This window comes from Rhizobium sp. WYCCWR10014 (genome assembly GCF_001657485.1).
Lineage (GTDB): Bacteria > Pseudomonadota > Alphaproteobacteria > Rhizobiales > Rhizobiaceae > Rhizobium.
This window is the reverse complement of sequence record NZ_LXFU01000033.1, coordinates 21213-42129: the sequence shown is the minus strand read 5'-3', so window position 1 is coordinate 42129 and position 20917 is coordinate 21213. Positions and strand designations below refer to the sequence as shown.

Sequence of the window (20917 nt, the reverse complement as noted above, 5' to 3'; positions counted from 1 at the left end):
TATCTGGTGAGCGATCGAATCCACACCGGGCCGCCAGAGGCAATTTGGAGACTGCAATGAGAAAGATGCGCCGTCAGAGTGCCAAAGCGATGACAGCTGCCAATGGGCCGGTGGAAAGCACCGATACCAATGACGATGTTTCGGAACGCATCCGCTCCACGCTTGCCGCGGCCATCGGCGAAGGGGCGCTGAAGCCTGGCACCAAGATCCTGGAGGAAGCGATCGCCGAGCATTTCGGTGTCAGCCGGACGGTGGTGCGCGGGGCGCTCGGCGTGCTTGAAAGCGACCACCTGCTGGAGCGAAAGAGAAACCGCGGGACTTTCGTTGCCGAGCCGAGCGTCGAGCAGGCGATGAGCCTTTTCGAAGCGCGCCGGAAGATCGAGGGCCTGCTGCTCGAACTGGTGATCGCCCGCGTCACGCCGGAGCAGCTGGATGCGCTGCAAAAGCTGACGGATGAAGAAGAGCACATCCACCACCATGGCGACGAAAAGTCGAAGACGGTTCTGTCCGGCAAGTTCCACATCGTGCTTGCCGAAATCGCCGGCAACCCGGTGCTGACCGAAGTGCTCGCCAAGATCGTTGCTCGGCTTTCGCTGGTCATGTCCTTGTACGAAGAGGACCGCAAGGACGACTGCGGCGCGGACCACCATCGCATGATCGTTGCCGCCCTGAAGGAGAAAAACCTTGCTAAGGCGCAACAGCTGATGGACCACCATCTCGCCGACATCGAGGGTCGCGTGCGCCTGACCGAAGGGCAGGGCGACCGGCATACGTTCCTGGCCGTGCTGGAGAATTTTTCCTGACGGAGATCCGCGCATATCGGACAGCGGCTTCCATCGCGCGGGTGTGGGGCTTTCCTGCCGCCTGAGATGACTCCCGCCGTCCAATCATCTCGCCGCCATGCTTGCGACCAGATCGCTGAACCTCTCTCCCTGAATACCGACATGCGTCCGCAGCAGACGACGGGCTTTATCTCCATCTCCGGCAAAGATCGCATCGACGATGGCGCAATGTTCCGAGAAGGACGTCGACAGGCGGTTGCGGACGCGCAGCTGGAGGCGGCGGTAAGGCCGCAGGCGGCGGTGCAATTGCACACATTGCTCCTCGAGGAATTCGCTTCGGCCGGCTGCGTAGATGGCCTTATGGAATTCCTCATTGTCGTAATAATAGGCATCGCTGTCACCCGCAGCGGCTGATTTCTCACAGCGGCCGTGGCTGGCCGTGATCGCTTCGCGGGAGGCCTCGTCCAGCCGCCGTGCGGCGAGCGACCCGGCCAGGCCCTCCAGCTCGGCCATCACCTCGAACATTTCATAGACGCGGTGCGGCCCCGGATCGATGACGATGGCACCTCTGCGCGGTCGAATTTCGATGAGGCCGATCGCATCGAGCTGCATCAGCGCCTCGCGCACCGGTGTGCGAGAGACCCCGAAACGCGTCGCAAGCACCGTTTCGTCGAGCCGCTCACCGGGGGAGAATTCGTTGGAAAGAATTGAATTTTCAATTTCATCCCGAAGCCATCGGCCGACATTCTCGGACATTCGTCTTACTTCCCTCATACATAAACACAATTCTTGTATACACGATTGTTGACCTCGTGTACGAAGAGTGGCATTCTACATACTACCGGTGAAACCCGACGATGGGAAGCAGCCGTCAAAAAGGTCCGCACCCAGCCGGCCGGCAGAAGAGAGGAGAATGGCATGTCTGAGGCTTCCTTCTTCACCGACATGCTGCAGAGCATCACGGATCGCGGACGCCAGCTTCTGTTTTCCGGCTCGCGCGCCACGCAGGTCGCGGCCAAGGCCGATCTCCAGACGCTCTGTGAAATGCTGCTATCGAGCCGGGGCGAAGCCTCGGGCATGGCGCTTGCTGCCGAGATCCTCGATCGATGGGGCGCACTTGAGAGGGAGGGCGCCCAGGCATTCCTCCTTATGCTTCGTGAAAAGTTCGGGCCCGACACGACCAAGCTCGACCAGGCGATTGAAAATTACCGGGCTGACAAAAGCTCTGCCGCGATCATTGCTCTCCACCAGGCAGCCGAGCCGCGGCGACAGGAGCTTCTGCGCCGATTGAACCACGCGCCGAACGGCACTGCCAAGCTCGTCCGGATGCGTGAGCAACTGCTGGCTTCCAAAGACCAATCCGCAGGATATCACGCGCTCGACGCCGACTTCACGCATCTGTTCGGCTCCTGGTTCAATCGCGGCTTTCTGACGCTGCGCCCCATCGACTGGTCGACGCCGGCCTACATCCTTGAAAAGATCATCAAATACGAGGCCGTGCACGAGATCGCCGGCTGGGAGGAGTTGCGCAGCCGGTTGGCGCCGGCCGACCGTCGATGCTTCGCCTTCTTCCACCCCCGATTGGCCGACGAGCCGCTGGTGTTCGTCGAGGTGGCCCTGACACGATCCGTGCCCAGCGCGATCGGAGATGTGCTCGTCGAGGGGAGGGCGCAGATCAATGCCGACGAGGCGACGACGGCTGTCTTCTATTCGATCTCCAACTGCCAGGATGGCTTGCGCGGCATTTCGTTCGGCAACTTCCTGATCAAGCAGGTCGTGGAAGACCTGCGCAGAGACCTGCCCGGCCTGAAGAATTTCGTCACGCTGTCGCCCGTTCCAGGCTTTGCTCGCTGGCTTGCCAGGGCGCGTACCTCGACCACCGACCGGTTGCTGCCGGAAGCGGCCCGCGAAACGCTGATGCTGCTGGACGATCCGAACTGGCCTGACAACGAGAAGGCGGCGACGGAAGTGGAGCGCGTGCTGCTGCCTCTTGCGGCGCGCTATTTCCTGACCGAACGGACGCCGGAGGGCCGCCCCGTCGATCCTGTCGCCCGCTTCCATCTCGGCAACGGCGCTCGACTGGAAAGACTGAATTTTCTTGGCGACCGCTCGACCAAGGCGATGCAGCAGGCACACGGCCTGATGGTCAACTACCTCTACAAGCTAGATGACATCGTGGCCAACCATGAGGCTCTGGCGCAGCGCGGCGAAGTGATTGCCTCGCCTGCTGTCAAAAGCTTGCTCAGCCAGAACGACGAAGGCCGCAGCGGCGGCAATGGCCAGCAAGGCTCCCGGCCATTCGCAAACATCATGAACTCAACGCTTGGAGGAGGGCGAAAGTGAGCAACCATCTTTTCGACGCCATGCGGGCTGCCGCGCCCGGTGACGCACCGTTCATCCGGATCGATGACACCCGCACATGGACCTATGATGACGCCTTCGCTCTTTCCGGCCGCATTGCCAGCGCGATGGACGCGCTCGGCATTCGCCCCGGCGACCGGGTGGCGGCGCAGGTCGAGAAAAGTGCCGAGGCGTTGATCCTCTATCTCGCCTGTCTTCGAAGCGGCGCCGTCTATCTGCCGCTCAACACCGCCTATACGTTGGCTGAGCTCGATTACTTTATCGGCGATGCGGAGCCGCGTTTGGTGGTGGTTGCGCCGGCGGCTCGTGGCGGCGTGGAGACAATCGCCAAGCCCCACGGCGCGATCGTCGAAACGCTCGACACCGACGGCAGCGGCTCGTTGCTGGATCTCGCACGCGATGAGCCGGCCGACTTTGTCGATGCCTCGCGTTCCGCCGATGATCTGGCGGCGATCCTCTACACGTCGGGAACGACCGGACGCTCCAAGGGGGCGATGCTCACGCATGGAAACCTGCTCTCCAACGCCCTGACCTTGCGAGATTATTGGCGCGTCACATCAGGTGATCGGCTGATCCATGCCTTGCCGATCTTCCACACGCATGGGCTATTCGTCGCCACGAACGTCACGCTGCTTTCCGGCGCCTCGATGTTCCTGCTGTCGAAATTCGACGCCGACGAGGTCGTTTCACTGATGCCGCAGGCAACCATGCTGATGGGCGTGCCGACCTTCTATGTGCGCCTGCTGCAAAGCCCGCGCCTCGACAGAGGGGCGGTTGCCAGCATCCGCCTCTTCATTTCCGGTTCGGCTCCCCTGCTCGCCGAAACCCATACCGAGTTCCACGCCCGTACCGGTCACGCCATTCTCGAGCGCTACGGCATGACGGAAACCAATATGAACACCTCCAACCCCTATGAGGGGAAACGGATTGCCGGAACCGTCGGCTTCCCGCTGCCTGATGTGACGGTGCGCGTCACCGACCCCGCCAGCGGGCTCGAACTGCCGCCTGAAGAAACGGGGATGATCGAGATCAAAGGGCCGAACGTCTTCAAGGGCTATTGGCGCATGCCGGAAAAGACGGCGGCCGAGTTCACCGCAGACGGATTCTTCATCAGCGGCGATCTCGGCAAGATCGACCGGGAAGGCTATGTCCACATCGTCGGCCGCGGCAAGGATCTGGTGATTTCGGGTGGATACAACATCTATCCGAAAGAGGTCGAAGGCGAGATCGACCAGATCGAGGGTGTGGTCGAAAGCGCTGTGATCGGTGTGCCGCATCCCGATTTCGGAGAAGGCGTAACGGCAATCGTCGTGTGCAAGCCCGGCGCTGTCCTCGATGAAAAGACCATCGTCAGCGCCCTCCAGCAACGTCTCGCCCGCTACAAACAACCCAAGCGCATCATCTTCGCCGAGGACCTGCCGCGCAACACGATGGGCAAGGTTCAGAAAAACATCCTGCGGCAGCAATACGCCGATCTTTACACTAGAGCAATTCCAGGAAAAGTGTGAAGCGGTTTTCCGTAAGGAATTGCGTAAAAACAAAAACTTAGAGCGGTTCCGCGTTTCCATGAAAAGCTGAACCGCTCGAAGGCGGCCGCGCCCTCTGGGAGGAGGGTGCGTCGACATCCCGCATCAATCTTGAACACAACAACTACGGCGCTGGAGGCGTCGGAGGGAGGGGAATCATGGGTATTGAATTACTGGCCATAGGCCTGTTGGTCGCCATGTTCATCATTGCGACGATCCAGCCGATCAACATGGGTGCGCTTGCCTTTGCCGGCGCCTTCGTGCTCGGCTCGATGATCATCGGGATGAAAACCACCGACATTTTCGCCGGCTTTCCGAGTGATCTGTTTCTGACGCTCGTCGCCGTCACCTACCTCTTCGCCATCGCGCAGATCAACGGCACGATCGACTGGCTCGTCGAATGCGCCGTCCGCCTGGTGCGCGGGCGGATCGGGCTGATTCCCTGGGTGATGTTCCTGGTCGCCGCCATCATTACCGGTTTCGGTGCACTTGGGCCTGCCGCGGTCGCCATTCTCGCACCCGTCGCGTTGAGCTTTGCCGTGCAGTACCGCATTCACCCTGTCATGATGGGCCTGATGGTGATCCATGGCGCGCAGGCAGGCGGCTTTTCGCCGATCAGCATCTATGGCGGTATCACCAACCAGATCGTTGCGAAGGCCGGCCTGCCTTTCGCGCCGACCTCGCTGTTTCTCTCCAGCTTCTTCTTCAACCTGGCGATCGCGGTGCTGGTCTTCTTCATTTTCGGCGGCGCAAGGGTGATGAAGCAAGATCCCACATCATTTGGCCCCTTGCCCGAACTCCATCCCGAGGGCGTATCGGAGTCGATCAGAGGTCACGGCGGCACGCCTGCAAAACCGATCAGGGAGCATGCCTATGGTACGGCGGCTGATACCGCGACGACATTGCGCCTGAACAATGAGAGAATTACCACCCTGATCGGGCTGACGGCGCTCGGCATCGGCGCCCTGGTTTTCAAGTTCAACGTTGGCCTCGTCGCCATGACCGTGGCTGTCGCCTTGGCGCTGCTGTCACCGAAGACCCAGAAGGCAGCAATCGACAAGGTCAGCTGGTCGACCGTGCTGCTGATATCAGGCATCATCACCTATGTCGGCGTTATGGAGAAAGCCGGCACGGTCAACTACGTGGCGAACGGCATATCCAGTCTCGGCATGCCGTTGCTGGTGGCGCTCCTGCTGTGCTTTACCGGCGCCATCGTCTCGGCCTTTGCATCCTCGACCGCTCTGCTCGGCGCGATCATCCCGCTCGCCGTTCCGTTCCTCCTGCAAGGACATGTCAGCGCCATCGGTGTGGTCGCGGCGATCGCGATCTCGACGACGATCGTCGATACCAGCCCATTCTCCACCAATGGCGCCCTTGTCGTCGCCAATGCACCCGATGACAGCCGTGAGCAGGTGCTGCGACAGTTGCTGATCTACAGTGCCCTCATCGCGATCATCGGCCCGATCGTCGCCTGGTTGGTGTTCGTCGTGCCCGGGCTGGTGTGACGGCGGGCTGCCAGGAACCATCGCTTTCCGCCGCAGGTCATGCCCGCGGCGGCCAACGCATCCGGATCGACGAACGCGCTTGTCCGAAACCGCCCTTGATGCTAGGAAAGTTGCATGGACAACACCGTGATCAGCACTTTCGTGATGATGATGCCGCGCTCATAGCGTGGCGGGTTTCGTGCGTCCAGAATGCACCAGCGACCGCCCTCGAGGCGGTCTTTTCATGGGTCGATCCGTCTCGCGGGGCAAACAGCCTTCGAAAGGAAACACCGATGAACAAGATCTACATCACCACCTCGATCCCCTATGTGAATGCCGCGCCGCACGTGGGCTTTGCCCTCGAGCTCGTCCAGGCCGATGCCTATGCCCGCCATTTTCGCCTTCTCGGCCACGACGTCAGGTTCCAGTGCGGAACCGACGACAACAGCCTGAAGAATGTCCGGTCGGCGGAAGCCGCGGGAGTGCCGGTCAAGGACTTCGTCAATGCGAATGCAGACAGGTTCGAGCACCTTGGCGGCCTGCTCGATATCTCCAACGAGGAATTCGTCCGCACGTCGCGCGATCCGAGGCATATTGCCTGCGTCCACGCCTTGTGGAGGGCCTGCGCTGAAAATGGCGACCTCTATCGCAAGGCCTATGAGGGCCTCTATTGCGTCGGCTGCGAGCAATTCTACGAGCCGTCGGAACTCGATGACGGGCGCTGCCCGGAACATGGCATCGCCCTTGAGAGCATCCGGGAGGAGAACTGGTTCTTCCGTCTCTCGCGATATGGCGATCGGCTGCTTGAGCTTGTCGAGACCGGGGAGCTTCGGATCGTTCCCGCCCATCGGCGCAACGAAATACTTGCCCAGCTGCGGCGTGGCCTGACCGACATCAGCGTGTCGCGCAGTTCTGAGCGGGCGCGCGGCTGGGGCGTGCCCGTCCCCGATGGGGATGAGGTCGTCTATGTCTGGTTCGATGCGCTGGCGAACTATCTCACAGGTCTCGGCCACGGGTCCGATGAATCCCTCTTGCAGCGCTATTGGAACGGCGGCCAACGCATCCACGTCGTCGGCAAGGGCATCTCCAAATTCCACGCCATCTACTGGCCGGCCATCCTGCTATCCGCAGGCCTGCCGCCACCTTCGTCGATCCTGGTGCACGGCTACGTCACGGTGGACGGCCGGAAGATCGGCAAGTCGGCCGGCAACGGCATCGATCCAGAACGCATCATCCAATCCTACGAAACGCCCGACGCGCTGCGATATTACCTGCTCCGGCATATACGCTCGGGTGACGATGGCGATTTCTCAGATGAGCGTCTGGAAGCCGCCTGGTCGGGAGAGCTCGCCGGGCAGCTCGGAAATCTCGCCAACCGGGTGCTGGCGCTTCTGTCCACGTCATTCGACGGAATCGTTCCGCCCGTGCCGGACAGCGCGTTCGTAGACGAGGCTGCCCGCCTTCCGGGGAAGGTGGCTGAAGCCTTCGATGCCTACGAACTCCATGTCGGCCTCGCGGATATCTTCGAGTTTATCGGCGAGGCGAACAGACGGTTTACACAACGCGCGCCGTGGGCGGATGCAAAAGCCCTGCTTGGCGATCTCTCGCCGGAGGATCGAAAGACGACCACTGCGCGCCTCGGCGCCTCCCTGGCCGAGCAGGTCCACGGCCTTGCGATCATTGCCCGCTCCCTCCTGCCGTTCCTGCCCAGCTCGGCCGCAAAGCTGCATTCGAGGCTGGGAATAGCGTCGCCTCGCCTCTATCGGGACCCCTTGATCGTGGGCGGGGTCAAAGCCGCTCCGCAAGCCGTCCTCTTTCCGCAAAGAGCGGCGGCTTGAAATTCTCTGCGCTGCAACTGAGGCAGCGCAGAGTTTTGACGTGCCCCAGAATGTCATGAAAGTTTCATATTCAGGCTATTTCCGGGAGCGGGAAAATAATCTACTATTTTAGTCAGGAAACAAGATTTCCTGAAACAAACGAAGGAGACTGATTGAGTATATTTCTTATGACTACCATGCTCATCGCAGGCTTTGGCCTGTTTGCCCTGATCACCGGGACAGCAGGAGGGCGCACCGCCCGGACCACCGCAAACACCAAGCGCAGGTCGGGCAGTTCAGGAAGCTCCGGCGATGGAGGTGGAGGCTGGTTCGACGCCTCAGGCGACTGTGACGGCGGTGGCGGAGATGGTGGAGGAGGAGACTAAATAAAACTGAAATCGATAGAATGCCCGACCGCCTCAAGGCGGTTTTTTGTTGCCCGGATTTTGGGCCGGGCCGACAATCGACTGGAACGTTTGGCCATGCCGGCGCAGCTGTGCAGGTCGGTTCAATCCAAGGGCATCACAAAGGTGAAACGTGTCTCCTTGTCATCGGAACTGACCGTGATCGTCCCACCATGGGCGCGGGCGATTTCCGAAGCGATATGCAGACCCAGCCCCAATCCTCTTTGACTTGTGCCGGCTTCGCCTTTGAAGAAAGGCTGGAAAAGCCGTGTCATCGCATCGCTGGAAATAGGAGCGCCGCCATTGGCGATCCAAAGCTCCAGTTTTCCGTCGACGGTTGCCGCCGATAGCCGCACCGGTTCGTCCGGCGTCCCATGGGTGAGGGCATTTCCCAAGAGATTAGACACCAGCTGGCCAATCCGGCTGCTGTCGCAACTTATAGGGCCGTCCAATTCGATGCGCACCTCAATTGCGCGGTCGAGGTGACTATAGCGGAGTTCTTCGATGACCTGCCGCAGGATCGGCTCGAGCTGCTCCGCTCGCCTGTCGAGCACGATGCCGCCACCCAATCTTGCACGCGCGAAGTCGAGCACGTTGTCGATCAGGCCAGACATGCGAACGACGCTGCCCTGCATCAAATCGAGAACTTTGATCGAGCGATCGGTCTGCTCTTCCTTTCGCAACATACGCCCCGCAGCGGTAATCGAGGCAAGCGGGTTGCGCAGGTCATGGCCAAGGATGGCGATGAACTGCTCCCGCAACTCGGCGGTTTGCTGTTCGAAGTCGAGCTGGGATTTGACGATGGCGCCGGCCGTGTCCGCCGCCGCGCGCGCTTCGACCAGCTCCCGTTCATAACGGCGACGCTCGGCAGCCTGGAACATCGTCACCCGGGTGAAAAGCAGGGCACCGTCTTCTGCACGTCTTTCCATGGCATTGGCGAGCACAGGCAACCGTCTGCCGTCCGCCGCCACAAGATCGAGGGCAACCTCGTTGAAAAACCCTTGCATGCGCAGCAGAGGCGCAAAATGGGTTTCATAGAATATACGGCCCGAGGTGTTGAGCAGGTCGTGAAGTCGTTTGCCATGCAGTTGCTCGGCAGGCATGCCGATCCAGGTCGACAGCGTTTTGTTCACCTTGACGATGCGTCCGTCCGGCTGCAGCGAAAGATAGCCGCATGGCGCGTTCTCGTACAAATCCTCAAGGTCTTCCGCCGGCATGGAGATCTGCGTGTCGGGACCGCTCATCGGACGAACCGCCGGATTGCAGAGATGACCTCGTCGGGAGCGCTGAGGTTAGGACAGTGGCCACTCGCATTCAGCACGACCAATTGACTATTCGGGACCTGCTGATGGACGAATTCACCGACCTCTTCGGAGGCGATGATATCATCGCGGCATTGAAGGATCAGCGTTCTGGCGGTGACCTGCGGAAGGTCGCGGCGATTGTCTGAGGTGAATGTCACCCGTGCGAATGCCTTGGCGATCTCTGGATCGGTACGGCAGAAACTATTTGTCAGCTCTTCGCTAAGTTCCGGTCGATCCGGATTGCCCATGATGGCGGGCGCCATGGCGGCAGACCACCCCAAGTGATTGTCATCCAACGATGTCAGGAGTTCGTCTATCTCAGCCGCGCTGAAGCCGCCGATATAATCGCCGTCGTTGATATAGCGCGGCGACGGCCCGACAAGGACCAGGCTTTCAAACAGTTCGGGTGCCTTAAGCGACGCGATGACGCCAATCATCGCGCTGACGGAGTGCCCGACGAAGACCGTTTGCGTCAGGCCAAGCGCGCGGCAAATTTCCACGAGGTCATCCGCATAACCAGACAATGAAGAATACTTTCCCGCATCATAAGCGGTGAGATCGGATCGTCCTGCGCCAACATGATCGAACAGCACTGTCTTGAAGTCGCCTTCGAAGGCCGGAGCCACGAAACGCCACATATTCTGATCGCACCCGAATCCATGCGAAAAGATCATCGCACGCTGGCCATCGCCCCGGATTTGAACATGATTTCGATCGATGACGGTCATCTCGTCCTCTTCCCTGCTTTCATAGCACGCTCAGCCTGTTTTGGATTGAGGAAAGATTATCCAGGCGCCAGCCCTTTGCTTCATACCTCAGTCCGTTACTCTATGGAGCTTGAAGAAGAATCGCCGAGGGTCGTCGCGAACGCACATCATTCCGGCAATCTCGTCATCGTCAATCCTCCGGAAGTAGTCGACGATCGGCTGTTTGTCGTAGATCATCGCAGCCGTTTCAATGCCGTCGAAGGCCTGAAGCCGTAACGAAGCGGTCGTGCCTCTCGCTCGAAGCAGCTTCTGCAGGTAGGAGAACCAGCTGCGGGCGACGAACGTGCGGCCAAAGGGTGCTATCTTGATCGCCAGCCTGATGGGTAAGAAGCTTGGCTCGAGCGCCACGAGTCGGCCCGGTCTCCACGTGAAGAGCAGGGCGTCCGCCCTCATGTCGGCATGGAAGCGCTTGCCAAACCAGTTGAGATTCTCGAGCACGCCGTCCAGTGGATGATCCGACGGAATACCGGCGCCGCTCCAGAGGCCGACCAAGTCCTTCGGCTGGACAGGATCCAGCGAGCGGAACCAGGCAGCCATCTCCTCCTGCTGGTCGCCTCGCATGATTTCTCCTTCGGGGATGTTCATTGCGGAAAAATGAAAAGAAAGTTTGGAAGTTTCCGTTCATGCGGACCGGCGGAACGCCTGGTGAAGGCTTTCGCATAGGTTCTATGTCTTTAAGCCCAACGGCCCCGAAGGGCCGTTGGGGTATTCACCGGACAAGACCGGTCTATGCGTCAGGCGCGCGACGGCAGCAGGGGATAGCCGACCATGACGGCGCGGCCGAGCAGGGCTGCGACGAAGGCCTTGATAACGTCACCCGGAATGAAGGCCATCGAGCCGACGAAGGCTTTCTGGAAGCCGAGGCCGGCGACGATTGCGAGATAGGCGATGCCGAAAGCGTAGAGCACGACGATGCCGCCGGCCATGGCGGTAAGGAAGAAGCTCACCGTCTGCACCAGTCCGGATTGCTGTTCGTTGACCAGCCGCTCGCTGAGATAGCCGGTGACGAAGGCGGCAAAGATCCAGCCGATCAGGAAGCCGGCCGTTGGCGACGCGAAGATCGCAAGCCCGCCGCGGCCGCCGGAAAGCACCGGCAGGCCGATTGCCACCAGCACCAGCACGATCAGCACGGCAATTGCGCCGCGCCGGGCGCCGAGCACGACGCCGGCCATCATGACGCCGAGGGATTGGGCGGTGATCGGCACCGGAATGAAGCCGAGCGAGATCGGCGGCAGCAGGCCGAGCGCCACGATGATCGCGGCAAAGAGGGCGGTAAGAACGAGATCGCGAGTGCTCATCATGAATTCCGTGTTTATCAATCGTTAACTCACATGCCGCCGAATGCCGCGCGCGTCAATCGCCGCGGCGATATTATCCGCGTCCTTGAGCGTCAGGATGATCAGCGGCGCAAGCAGCGTTGTCGGCCGGACCTTCAGCCCGCGTGCCTTATGCGCCTCGCGGATCGCCTGATAACGGCCGACGATCTCCGGCACGAAGCGCAGCACCAGCCCCAGCGCCAGGCCGATATCGTCGGCCTGCACCCAGCCGGTGCGTTCGAGCGGGCGGGCAAGCGCCGTCACCTCGTCGATGAACTCGGTGATCGAGGTCGTCGCCGTCACGGTGGCGGCAAGCAGCATCAACGCCGTCAGCCGCAGCAGCGGCACGAGCGCCTCCTGCCAGGGATTGAAGATGAGGTTGAAGAGTGCGACGACCGCGATCGTCAGGAAGATCGGTCGCAGCCGCCTGAGGGCATCGGCAAGCGGCAGGCCGACCATGCTATAGAGAGCCGCCGTCAGCAGCACGGCGATCGAGAGCAGGATGAGGTTGTCGCTGATGAACAGGAGGACGCCGAAGACCGTCAGCGACAACAGCTTTAGCCGCGGCGAAAGCCGGTGCATGACGCTGTTGCCTTCGACATAGAGCGATTGCATCAGGCGGCGATCTCCTTGTAGCGGGCGATCGCTTCGGCAGCCGGCGCATCCGCGGCAAGCCGCCCTTCATGAAACAGCAGCACCCGCTCGAAACCGGCGATCAGCTCCAGATCATGTGTGATGATGATGGCGCTTTCCGGCAGCCCGGCGATAATCCCTTCGACCAGCGCCCGGTTCTTGAGGTCTAGCTGGTTGGTCGGTTCATCGAGGATGAGAATGCCCGGCCCCGTCGCCAGCACCGAGCAGAGAGCGGCCACCTGCAGCTCGCCGCCGGAAAGCTCATGCGCGCGCCGATCGGCCAGCGCCTCGGCACCGAAGCGGGCCAGCACGCCCTCGACCTTCGCCTCGATCTCCGCCTTGGTGAAGCCGCGCCGTTTCAGCCCGAAGGCGATGTCGTCTTTGACGATCGGCAGGATGATCTGGTTCTGCGGTGACTGGAAGATGAAGCCGACATCGGCCACAGCAGCCTTCTCATCGCTCGTGTCGCGGCCATTGACGGTGACGCGGCCGACCGACGGTTTGGTCAATCCATTGATCAGCCGCGCGAAAGTCGTCTTGCCCGAGCCGTTCAGCCCGATGACGCCGATACGTTTTCCACTGATGCCAAGCGTCAGCGGCTGCAGCGCCACCCGCGCCCCGAAACTGACCCCGGCGCCTTCGAAACGAATATCCAAACCAAACCCTCGCATCCTGCGGTCTTCGAGACACGAGCAGGAGGTTCAATGTCATCTTCGACACCGCGGCCTAGGAGATCGCCGAAACCTGCCCCTCATCCGGCTGCCGCCACCTTCTCCCCGTAAACGGGGCGAAGGGGATATGCCGCGACCTCTCCGTTCCCCACCAACCTCTCGCAGGGCACGTCCCCTCTCCCCGCGAGCGGGGAGAGGGTTAGGGTGAGGGGCCAGCCATTGGCGCCAACCTGATAGCAGTGCTTCTATACGGGGAACCCGTGATGATGAAAGCGCAAATCTCGCTGTCGATATCGGGTGGCTAGGAAGATTTTCCGGATTATGATGGGGCCATGACGAATCTGCTTTCCAATTCCGACGCCCGCCGTGTCTTCCTTGCCAAGCAGGGCCTCAGCGCCCCGCCGAACCGCGCCTTGACCAAGGCCGGCTTGTTGCAGCTCATCCATGAACTGGGTTTCGTCCAGGTGGACAGCATCCAGACGGTGGAGCGGGCGCATCATCAGATCCTGTTTTCCCGCAATCAGACCTACAGGCGCGAGCATCTGACCGCGCTGCTCGAAAAGGACGGCGCGCTGTTCGAGCACTGGACGCACGACGCCTCCATCCTGCCGAGCGCCTTCTTCGTCTATTGGAAGCACAAGTTCCGCCATCAGGAAAAGGTGATCGTCGAGCGCTGGCGCAAATGGCGCGGCGAGGGCTTCGAGGCGGCGTTCGCGGAGACCTATGAGCGCGTTGAGCGCGACGGCGCGATCCTCTCACGCGATATCAAGGCCGATGGCCACGTTTCCGGCGGCTGGTGGAACTGGCATCCGAACAAGACGGCGCTCGAATATTTCTGGCACACCGGCAAGTTCGCCATCGCCGGCCGCTCGAATTTCCAGAAGATCTACGACCTGGCGGAACGCGTCATCCCGGCCGAATTCCGCGAGCCGGAGGTGAGCCGCGAGGAATTCGTCGACTGGGCTTGCCGCAGCGCGCTCACCCGGCTCGGCTTCGCCACCCATGGCGAGATATCAGCCTTCTGGAACCTGGTCTCGCCCGAAGAGGCCAAGGCCTGGGTATCAACCCATCGCGACGAACTGATCGAAGTGTTGATCGAACCGGCGCTTGGCGGCAAGGCGCGCCCATCTTGGGCGTTTGCCTATTTCCTCTCGACGCTCGACAACTACCCCGGCGCGCCGCCGCGCATCCGCGTGCTCAGCCCCTTCGACCCGATGATCCGCGACCGCAACCGTACCGAACGCCTGTTCGGCTTCTTCTACCGCATCGAGATTTTCGTGCCCGAGCCGAAGCGCGAATATGGCTATTACGTCTTCCCGCTGCTTGAAGGCGACCGGCTGATCGGCCGCATCGACATGAAGGCGGATCGGAAGAAGTCGACGCTCGATGTCAAGCGGCTCTGGCTGGAGCCGGGCGTCAAGCCGTCAGCCGGGCGGCTGGAGAGGCTGGAAGCGGAGCTTGATCGGGTTGCGCGTTTTGCGGGTGTGGAGAAGGTCGTGCTTTTGGAGGGGTGGAGAGGGTAATCCCTTCTCCCCAGCGGGGAGAAGGTGGCGGCAGCCGGATGAGGGGGCCTCATGGCACGCCGCTCAATATTGCCCTTCGCTTGCGCTCAGTGCACTCGCTCCTAAACGTCGCTCACCCCCTCATCTGTCCTTCGGACATCTTCTCCCCGCTGGGGAGAAGGGGGGAAAGCTCCTTCAGCAGATCTCGGTCGTGCTGATCTTGATGCCGAAACCTTCGAGGCCGACATAGTGGCGCTCGCGGCTGGTGAGCAGCTTGATCGAGCTGACGCCGAGATCCCTGAGGATCTGCGCGCCGAGGCCGATTTCCAGCCATTCGCTGTCGCGCGTCTGGGCTTCGGCATGGGCTTCGCGGCCCTGGTTGCGGGCCTTGCGGCCGTTATCGTGATGGCCGACGCCGACCGAGCCTTCGCGCAGATAGACGATGACGCCGCGGCCTTGTTCGGCGATCTTCTGCATGTAGAAATCGACCGGGCTGTTCTTGCCGAAGAGATCCTCGGCGACATTCTCTGGATGCAGACGCACCGGGATGTCGACGCCGTCCCGGATGTCGCCGAAGACGACGGCGAGATGCTGCATCGGGTCCCAGGGCAGGGAATAGGTATGGGCCTTCGCCTTGCCGAACGGCGTCTCGATGTCGAAGCTGGCGCCGAGTTCGATCAGCGTTTCCTTGCGCTGGCGATAGGCGATGAGGTCGGCGACGGAGACGAGCTTCAGCCCGTGCTGTCCGGCAAAGTCGACCACCTGCGGTCCGCGCGTGACGGTACCGTCATCGTTGACGAGCTCAGAGATGACGCCGATCAGCGGCAGGCCGGCAAGCTTGCAGAGGTCGACGGCGGCTTCCGTATGGCCGGAGCGCATCAGCACCCCGCCTTCGCGGGAAACCAGCGGGAAGATGTGGCCGGGACGGACGAAATCGGAAGCGCCGACATTCGGATTGGCAAGGTTGCGCACCGTCAGCGTCCGGTCGTCGGCCGAGATACCGGTCGATGTGCCGTGCTTGAAATCGACCGAGACGGTGAAGGCCGTCGTATGGGCCGAATCGTTTTCCGCCACCATGGCGTTGAGGTTGAGGCGCTTGGCCTCCTCCTTCGGCATCGGCGCGCAGACGATGCCGGAGGTGTGGCGCACGATGAAGGCCATCTTCTCCGGCGTGCAATGCACGGCGGCGACGATCAGGTCGCCCTCATTCTCCCGGTCATTGTCGTCCATCACGACGACGATCTCGCCGGCCTCGAAGGCCCGGATGGCGTCGACGACGCGCTTCTGGTCATAAGACATGGGGCGAGCGCTCCTATTTCAGACGGCCGGTCTGGCCGCGGTCGCGAAGGTAATGGTCGGCGACGGCGCAGGCGACCATCGCCTCGCCGATCGGCACGGCGCGGATGCCGACGCAGGGGTCGTGTCGGCCCTTGGTGCGGATATCGACATTCTTGCCCTCCGCATCGATCGACTGGCGTTCGGTCAGGATCGACGAGGTCGGCTTGACGGCGAAACGCGCCACCACCGGCTGCCCGGTCGAGATGCCGCCGAGAATACCGCCGGCATTGTTGGAAAGGAAGATCGGCGTGCCGTCATTGCCCATGCGCATCTCGTCGGCATTGTCTTCGCCTGACGTTTCGGCGGCGGCAAAACCATTGCCGATTTCGACGCCCTTGACGGCGTTGATCGACATCAGCAGCGAGGCGATGTCCTGGTCGAGCTTGGCATAGATCGGCGCGCCGAGGCCGGCCGGCACACCTTCGGCGATCACCTCGATGACGGCGCCGATCGAGGAGCCGTTCTTGCGGATGCTGTCGAGATATTCCTCCCAGACCGGCACGATTGCGGCATCGGGCGAGAAGAACGGGTTCTGATCGACCTGGTCCCAATCCCAGTTGCGGCGGTTGATCTTGTGTTTGCCGATCTGCACCAGCGCGCCGCGCACGGCAACACCTGGCACGACCAGGCGGGCGATGCCGCCGGCGGCAACCCGCGCGGCGGTCTCACGCGCCGAGGAGCGGCCGCCGCCGCGATAGTCGCGAATGCCGTATTTGAGGTCATAGGTATAATCGGCATGGCCGGGGCGGTATTGCTTGGCGATCTCACCATAATCCTTGGAGCGCTGGTCGGTGTTTTCGATCAGCATGGAGATCGGCGTGCCGGTGGTCGTCATCGTCTCGCCGTCGGCGTCCAGCATGACGCCTGATAGTACCTTCACCAGATCGTCCTCGCGCCGCTGCGTGACGAAGCGGGATTGTCCCGGCTTGCGCTTGTCGAGCCAGACCTGCAGGTCCTCGAGCTTGAAGCTGAGCCCCGGAGGACAGCCGTCGACGACGCAGCCGAGCGCCGGACCATGGCTTTCGCCCCAGGTGGTTACGCGGAAGAGGTGACCGAATGTATTGTGCGACATGTGTTCCGACCGGTGGCGCGCCAAAGCCGATCGCTGCCGGCCACGCCATTGCTTGAAAAGGCGCGACACTCATAGGCCAAAAAGCCGCCAAGGCAAAAGCCTTTCTTTGCGCCAAACCGGCAGCCCAGGAAACGCTGTTTCCGTTCGTTGCCACGGATGGGCGGCACATCTTGCCGCCATTCTCTCTGCGCAGGCGGGGAGGGGTCAGGGCGCGGCCGATCGGCAGGCGGCGATCAGGACGCCAGCCGCCACCCCGTTCCTGTGGCTTCGTTGGTGAAATCGTCGAAGGAGAGCGGCCGCGAGAAGGCGTAGCCCTGCAGGATATCGCAGCCGAGATCGCGCAGCAGTGCGGCATGGGCCGCCGTCTCCACCCCTTCGGCCACCGTCTCGACGCCGAGCGAACGGGCGATTTCGATGATCGAGCTGACCAGCGCCCGCTCCTGCGAGGCATTGACAATCGGCTGCACCAGCTGGCGATCGATCTTCAGGCGCTTCGGCTTCAGCTTCAACAGGCTGACGATCGAGGTATGGCCGGTGCCGAAATCGTCGATCTCGATGTCGATGCCGAGCGCCTTGATGCGCTCGAGATTCTGCGAGACGACGTCCTCGCTCTCGTCGAGGAAGATCGATTCCACCAGTTCGAAGGAGATCTCGCCCGGACGGATATGCAGGTCGGCGAGCGATTCCAACAGGCTGCCGTCATGCAGCCGCCGGGCCGAAACGTTGACCGAGACCTTGGGCACGGCAATGCCGCGCGCCGTCCAGCGCATCTTGTCGCGCAGCGCCGTTTCGAGGACGATCCGGTCGAGCATCTGCACGACGTTGATCTCGTCGGCGATACGCAGGAACTTGTCGGGCGTCAGCAACCCCTTGGACGGATGCTTCCAGCGCACCAGCGCCTCGACGCCGGTCAGCTCCATCGTCCGGGCGCAGAATTGCGGCTGATACCAGGCGGTGAATTCGCAATTGTCGATGCCGGCGAGGATCTCGTCGGCGGTGCGCTTGGTGTTGATGATATCGGCCTGGAGATTGTGATTGAAGAATTCGAAGCGGTTGCGGCCCATGCTCTTGGCGCGATAGAGCGCGATGTCGGCATTGATCAGCACCTTGCGCGCATCGACATGGATGCCGTTGGCGAGCGCAATGCCGATCGACACGCCGCAGCGGCAGGAAAAGCCCTGGAAATCGATCGGCTGGCGCATCTCCTCGATGATCCGCGTCGAAAGCTGCGCCATCTCCTTGTCGCCGACGTCGAGGGCGAGGATGACGAATTCGTCGCCGCCGATGCGCGCGACGATGTCGCTGCCGCGGACATTCTTGGCGAGCACCTTCGAGGCGTGCACCAGCATCGCATCGCCGGCAGCATGGCCGAGCGTGTCGTTGATGTCCTTGAAGCGGTCGAGATCGATGTGCAGGATCGAGAATTTCTGCCGCTGCTGACGACCATCCTGGGTGAGATCTTCGAGCGCGATGTCGAGCTTGCGGCGGTTGGCGAGCGCGGTCAGCGGGTCGTGCAGCGAATTGTGCTCGATCCTGTTCTTGACAAGCTCGAGCTCGATATTCTTGGCGACTGCCTCGTCCTTGGCCGCTTTCAGCCGGATCGTCATCAGCACGTCTTCCGTGGCGTCGAAGGCGATGCCCATGATCTTCATCTCGCCGGTCCCCGTCTGGTGGACCTTGCCGACCGAGCGCACATAGCGCACCGAGCCGTCGTCGACGATCACCCGGCAGACGAGGGTGTGCGTATCGCCGTTGCGCTTGAAGTGACGCGCGCTCTCGAGCGCCAGGCTCCTGTCTTCGGGGTGGATGCGGCTTAGCCAGGTCTCCTCGGTCATGAAGCCGTTGCGCGGCGCAAGCCCATAGAGCTCGTGCATCCGCTCGTTCCAGATCGAGCCGCCGAGGCCCGGCCGAGCCTCCCATATGCCGCACTGATAGGAATTGAGCGCCAGGTCGAGCCGGCTGGAAAGCTCGGCGAGCTGCCCCTCGCGGCTTGACAGCTCTTCAAGCGCCAGCTCCAGCTCGGCATTCTTGACCTCGCTCGTATCCTTGGCTTTGCGCAGCGTGTCGGTAATCTCCGCATCGGCAGTCACGTCCCAGACGATGCCGATCGTCTTGCTGACGCCGCCGGCATCCGTATAGAAGGCGCCGACCGAGCGCAGGTGGCGGATGCCGCCGTCGCCAAGCAGGATCCGGTACTGCGCCGTGCAGGCGGCACCCGCAATGCTGCAGCTGAAGAAATGCACTTCGGCGGTCTCGCGATCCTCGGGCAGGATCGCCGCCAGCCATTCGTCGAGCGCCCGGCTTCCTTCTGCCGCCGGTTTGCCGTGCAGGGCTGCAGCGCGCGCGTCCCAGAGCAGGCTGCTCGAATGATCCTCCAGCTCCCAGATGCCGATATTGGAGGATTCCAGCGCCAGGTTGAGCCGCTGCGACAGTTCCAGCAATTTTGCCTCGCGCGTCTCCAGCGCGGTGATGTTGCGATTGCGCTCGCCGAGCAGCAGGGTCGCGAAGAAGATCGGCACGATGATGATGAAGCCGGCGGCAACGATGATCAGGCGCAGCTCGGTGCGGTTTTCGGGTATCGCGTTCCAGCCGCTGTTCGGGACAGCGGAAAGCTCCCACTTGCCGCCGGCAAAACCGATCTTCTGGCGCATCGGATCCTTGCCGTCGATATCGGAGGACCCGAAGAACGGTGCGGGGGGAGGAGCTTTGGCGGCGGCCGGCAAGCCGATATCGCGAATGGCGATCGAAAGATGGCCGAGATGCGGATAGCGCTCCTGATTTTCCCGGTCGCGTGCCGGCATCAGCCCGGTCGCCTGGTAGAACATCGTCTGGTCAATGGCGACTTCGACCGCCCCCCAGATCCGCCGCTGGCCATTCTCCTTGACGTAAACCGGGAAGAAGATGGCAAAGGCGTCCCGGCCGTCGGTGCTGATCGGGCCGTAGAAGCGCGCCGACTGGTCGCCGGTCGCGCTGGTCATCGCCTTGCGAAAGAAGAGAGCTTCGCGCACGTCGCGGCCGATCCGCTCATTGCCGGACTGCGGCGGGTAAATGTCACGGACGATGAAATCAGGCGCGACGGCGATATGAATGAAAGACGGGTTCTGGATCAGCAGCCAGTTGATCTGGCGCTCCATCTCCTCCCCGTTTGCCGCGCTGACGGAGATCAGGTTCGTCAGGTCGCGCACGACGCTGAGGTCCATATTGATCTCGGCCATAACGCGGGCGCGGATGAGGTTCGTCTCGTTTTCGGTGCGGATATGAAGTTCACGCACATGAGACCCAGTATTGGCCTGGTCGAGCCCGAAGCCGACCATGATGACGACGAGGGCGACAAGCGACGAAACCAGAAACGAGACGCGGCTATTCTTCAACACGCGCCGCAACTGCTTGCTGTCGCTCAGCCTGGATAACAAAATGAAACCCCCATGTTGACGAGCAACTGTAGGGCGCGCGGGTTAATTTACGATTGCCCGCCGGCGATGCCGAGAGCTCGCGGGAAGGGAAAAATCGCGGATTAACGCACCATCTTGATTATATTTAAAATCCTATTCATCAATTGGGCGGGAAAAGCCATTCTTACGGGCAATTTTCGCCATATTCAGGAGCTTATCTGTGGCCAGTCATGTTTTCGTGCAGCGTCTTAAAAGGATTGTCGCCATGCGTTTCGTCGTCGCCACGCTTTTGGCAACAGCCAGCTTCCTGTCACCGATGAGCGGATTTGCCGAGAGCGCCGATGTCGAGGCGACGATCAAAAAGGTCGACACGGCCAACCTCGTGCTGACGCTCGACGACGGCAAGACCTATCAGGCGCCCGAGGAATTCAATTTCGACGGCCTCGAAGCCGGCGTGAAGGTGATCGTCTTCTATACCGAGGTCGACGGCAAGCGCGTCATCAACGATCTCGACATCGTTAAGTAGGCAGTTCTCTAGAGAATGATCG

General features: G+C 61.6%; 17 protein-coding genes. 7 read left to right on the top strand and 10 right to left on the bottom strand.

The annotated features are described in order from the left end of the window. Positions 1-56 precede the first annotated feature (56 nt). Entirely contained in the window at positions 57-803 is a 747-nt protein-coding gene (locus A6U98_RS13720) for a GntR family transcriptional regulator (RefSeq protein WP_064650580.1), read from the top strand. Positions 804-887: 84 nt separating this feature from the next. Here the strand turns inward: A6U98_RS13720 and A6U98_RS13715 are convergent, their stop codons facing one another. Next, the gene (locus A6U98_RS13715; RefSeq protein ID WP_064650577.1) at positions 888-1538 is read right to left on the bottom strand and encodes a GntR family transcriptional regulator; all 651 of its coding nucleotides are present in this window, start codon (positions 1536-1538) and stop codon (positions 888-890) included. Positions 1539-1700: 162 nt separating this feature from the next. On the opposite strand from A6U98_RS13715, the gene A6U98_RS13710 reads away from it, so the two are divergent. The 4 genes from A6U98_RS13710 (at position 1701) to metG (ending at position 7991) form a co-directional block, all read left to right on the top strand. Then, positions 1701-3125 carry a malonyl-CoA decarboxylase gene (locus A6U98_RS13710; RefSeq protein ID WP_064650575.1) on the top strand — a complete coding sequence of 475 codons (1425 nt, stop codon included), beginning with the start codon at positions 1701-1703 and terminating at the stop codon, positions 3123-3125. Further along, entirely contained in the window at positions 3122-4651 is a 1530-nt protein-coding gene (locus A6U98_RS13705; RefSeq protein ID WP_064650573.1) for a malonyl-CoA synthase, read from the top strand. The genes A6U98_RS13710 and A6U98_RS13705 overlap by 4 nt, the downstream gene beginning before the upstream one ends. Positions 4652-4827: 176 nt before the next feature. Next, complete coding sequence (locus A6U98_RS13700; RefSeq protein WP_064650571.1) at positions 4828-6174, top strand: SLC13 family permease; 1347 nt, start codon at positions 4828-4830, stop codon at positions 6172-6174. A gap of 272 nt (positions 6175-6446) precedes the next feature. Beyond that, entirely contained in the window at positions 6447-7991 is a 1545-nt protein-coding gene (gene metG / locus A6U98_RS13695; protein WP_064650569.1) for a methionine--tRNA ligase, read from the top strand. A gap of 487 nt (positions 7992-8478) precedes the next feature. Here metG and A6U98_RS13690 read toward each other — a convergent pair whose 3' ends face one another. The 6 genes from A6U98_RS13690 to A6U98_RS13665 all read right to left on the bottom strand — a co-directional run bounded on the left by A6U98_RS13690 (position 8479) and on the right by A6U98_RS13665 (position 13050). Further along, entirely contained in the window at positions 8479-9618 is a 1140-nt protein-coding gene (locus A6U98_RS13690; protein ID WP_064650567.1) for a PAS domain-containing sensor histidine kinase, read from the bottom strand. After that, positions 9615-10406, bottom strand: a complete 792-nt coding sequence (locus tag A6U98_RS13685; protein WP_064650565.1) for an alpha/beta hydrolase — start codon at positions 10404-10406, stop codon at positions 9615-9617. Before A6U98_RS13685 ends, A6U98_RS13690 begins: the two co-directional genes overlap by 4 nt. An 87-nt stretch (positions 10407-10493) precedes the next feature. After that, positions 10494-11030: a DUF4334 domain-containing protein gene (locus A6U98_RS13680; RefSeq protein WP_064650563.1), complete on the bottom strand. Its 537-nt coding sequence runs from the start codon at positions 11028-11030 to the stop codon at positions 10494-10496. A gap of 149 nt (positions 11031-11179) precedes the next feature. Continuing rightward, positions 11180-11743 (bottom strand): biotin transporter BioY, encoded by a 564-nt coding sequence (locus A6U98_RS13675; protein WP_064650561.1) that lies wholly within the window; start codon positions 11741-11743, stop codon positions 11180-11182. A gap of 24 nt (positions 11744-11767) precedes the next feature. Then, positions 11768-12376 carry an energy-coupling factor transporter transmembrane protein EcfT gene (locus A6U98_RS13670; RefSeq protein WP_064650559.1) on the bottom strand — a complete coding sequence of 203 codons (609 nt, stop codon included), beginning with the start codon at positions 12374-12376 and terminating at the stop codon, positions 11768-11770. Further along, on the bottom strand, positions 12376-13050 hold the full coding sequence (locus A6U98_RS13665) for an ABC transporter ATP-binding protein (protein ID WP_064650557.1): 675 nt from the start codon (positions 13048-13050) through the stop codon (positions 12376-12378). The genes A6U98_RS13670 and A6U98_RS13665 overlap by 1 nt, the downstream gene beginning before the upstream one ends. 347 nt (positions 13051-13397) lie before the next feature. On the opposite strand from A6U98_RS13665, the gene A6U98_RS13660 reads away from it, so the two are divergent. Then, positions 13398-14588, top strand: a complete 1191-nt coding sequence (locus A6U98_RS13660; RefSeq protein ID WP_064650555.1) for a winged helix-turn-helix domain-containing protein — start codon at positions 13398-13400, stop codon at positions 14586-14588. 174 nt (positions 14589-14762) lie between these two features. Here the strand turns inward: A6U98_RS13660 and ribB are convergent, their stop codons facing one another. The 3 genes from ribB to A6U98_RS13645 form a co-directional block, all read right to left on the bottom strand. After that, positions 14763-15866 (bottom strand): 3,4-dihydroxy-2-butanone-4-phosphate synthase, encoded by a 1104-nt coding sequence (gene ribB, locus A6U98_RS13655; RefSeq protein WP_064650553.1) that lies wholly within the window; start codon positions 15864-15866, stop codon positions 14763-14765. 13 nt (positions 15867-15879) lie between these two features. After that, positions 15880-16977, bottom strand: a complete 1098-nt coding sequence (gene aroC / locus A6U98_RS13650; RefSeq protein WP_064650551.1) for a chorismate synthase — start codon at positions 16975-16977, stop codon at positions 15880-15882. 233 nt (positions 16978-17210) lie between these two features. Further along, a complete protein-coding gene (locus A6U98_RS13645) occupies positions 17211-20390 on the bottom strand; it encodes an EAL domain-containing protein (RefSeq protein ID WP_064650549.1) in 3180 nt (1059 codons plus the stop codon). A 244-nt stretch (positions 20391-20634) separates the two neighbouring features. On the opposite strand from A6U98_RS13645, the gene A6U98_RS13640 reads away from it, so the two are divergent. Then, positions 20635-20895, top strand: coding sequence for a DUF1344 domain-containing protein (locus A6U98_RS13640; RefSeq protein WP_003569889.1), 261 nt, complete (start codon positions 20635-20637; stop codon positions 20893-20895). Positions 20896-20917 lie beyond the last annotated feature (22 nt).

Coding starts and splice junctions, on each gene's coding strand:
- A6U98_RS13715 (WP_064650577.1), bottom strand. CDS start 1,538: ATGTCCGAGAATGTCGGCCGATGGCTTCGGGATGAAATTGAAAATTCA.
- A6U98_RS13700 (WP_064650571.1), top strand. CDS start 4,828: ATGGGTATTGAATTACTGGCCATAGGCCTGTTGGTCGCCATGTTCATC.
- aroC (WP_064650551.1), bottom strand. CDS start 16,977: ATGTCGCACAATACATTCGGTCACCTCTTCCGCGTAACCACCTGGGGC.
- ribB (WP_064650553.1), bottom strand. CDS start 15,866: ATGTCTTATGACCAGAAGCGCGTCGTCGACGCCATCCGGGCCTTCGAG.
- A6U98_RS13690 (WP_064650567.1), bottom strand. CDS start 9,618: ATGAGCGGTCCCGACACGCAGATCTCCATGCCGGCGGAAGACCTTGAG.
- A6U98_RS13720 (WP_064650580.1), top strand. CDS start 57: ATGAGAAAGATGCGCCGTCAGAGTGCCAAAGCGATGACAGCTGCCAAT.
- A6U98_RS13640 (WP_003569889.1), top strand. CDS start 20,635: ATGCGTTTCGTCGTCGCCACGCTTTTGGCAACAGCCAGCTTCCTGTCA.
- A6U98_RS13710 (WP_064650575.1), top strand. CDS start 1,701: ATGTCTGAGGCTTCCTTCTTCACCGACATGCTGCAGAGCATCACGGAT.
- A6U98_RS13675 (WP_064650561.1), bottom strand. CDS start 11,743: ATGAGCACTCGCGATCTCGTTCTTACCGCCCTCTTTGCCGCGATCATC.
- A6U98_RS13680 (WP_064650563.1), bottom strand. CDS start 11,030: ATGAACATCCCCGAAGGAGAAATCATGCGAGGCGACCAGCAGGAGGAG.
- A6U98_RS13670 (WP_064650559.1), bottom strand. CDS start 12,376: ATGCAATCGCTCTATGTCGAAGGCAACAGCGTCATGCACCGGCTTTCG.
- A6U98_RS13660 (WP_064650555.1), top strand. CDS start 13,398: ATGACGAATCTGCTTTCCAATTCCGACGCCCGCCGTGTCTTCCTTGCC.
- A6U98_RS13685 (WP_064650565.1), bottom strand. CDS start 10,406: ATGACCGTCATCGATCGAAATCATGTTCAAATCCGGGGCGATGGCCAG.
- metG (WP_064650569.1), top strand. CDS start 6,447: ATGAACAAGATCTACATCACCACCTCGATCCCCTATGTGAATGCCGCG.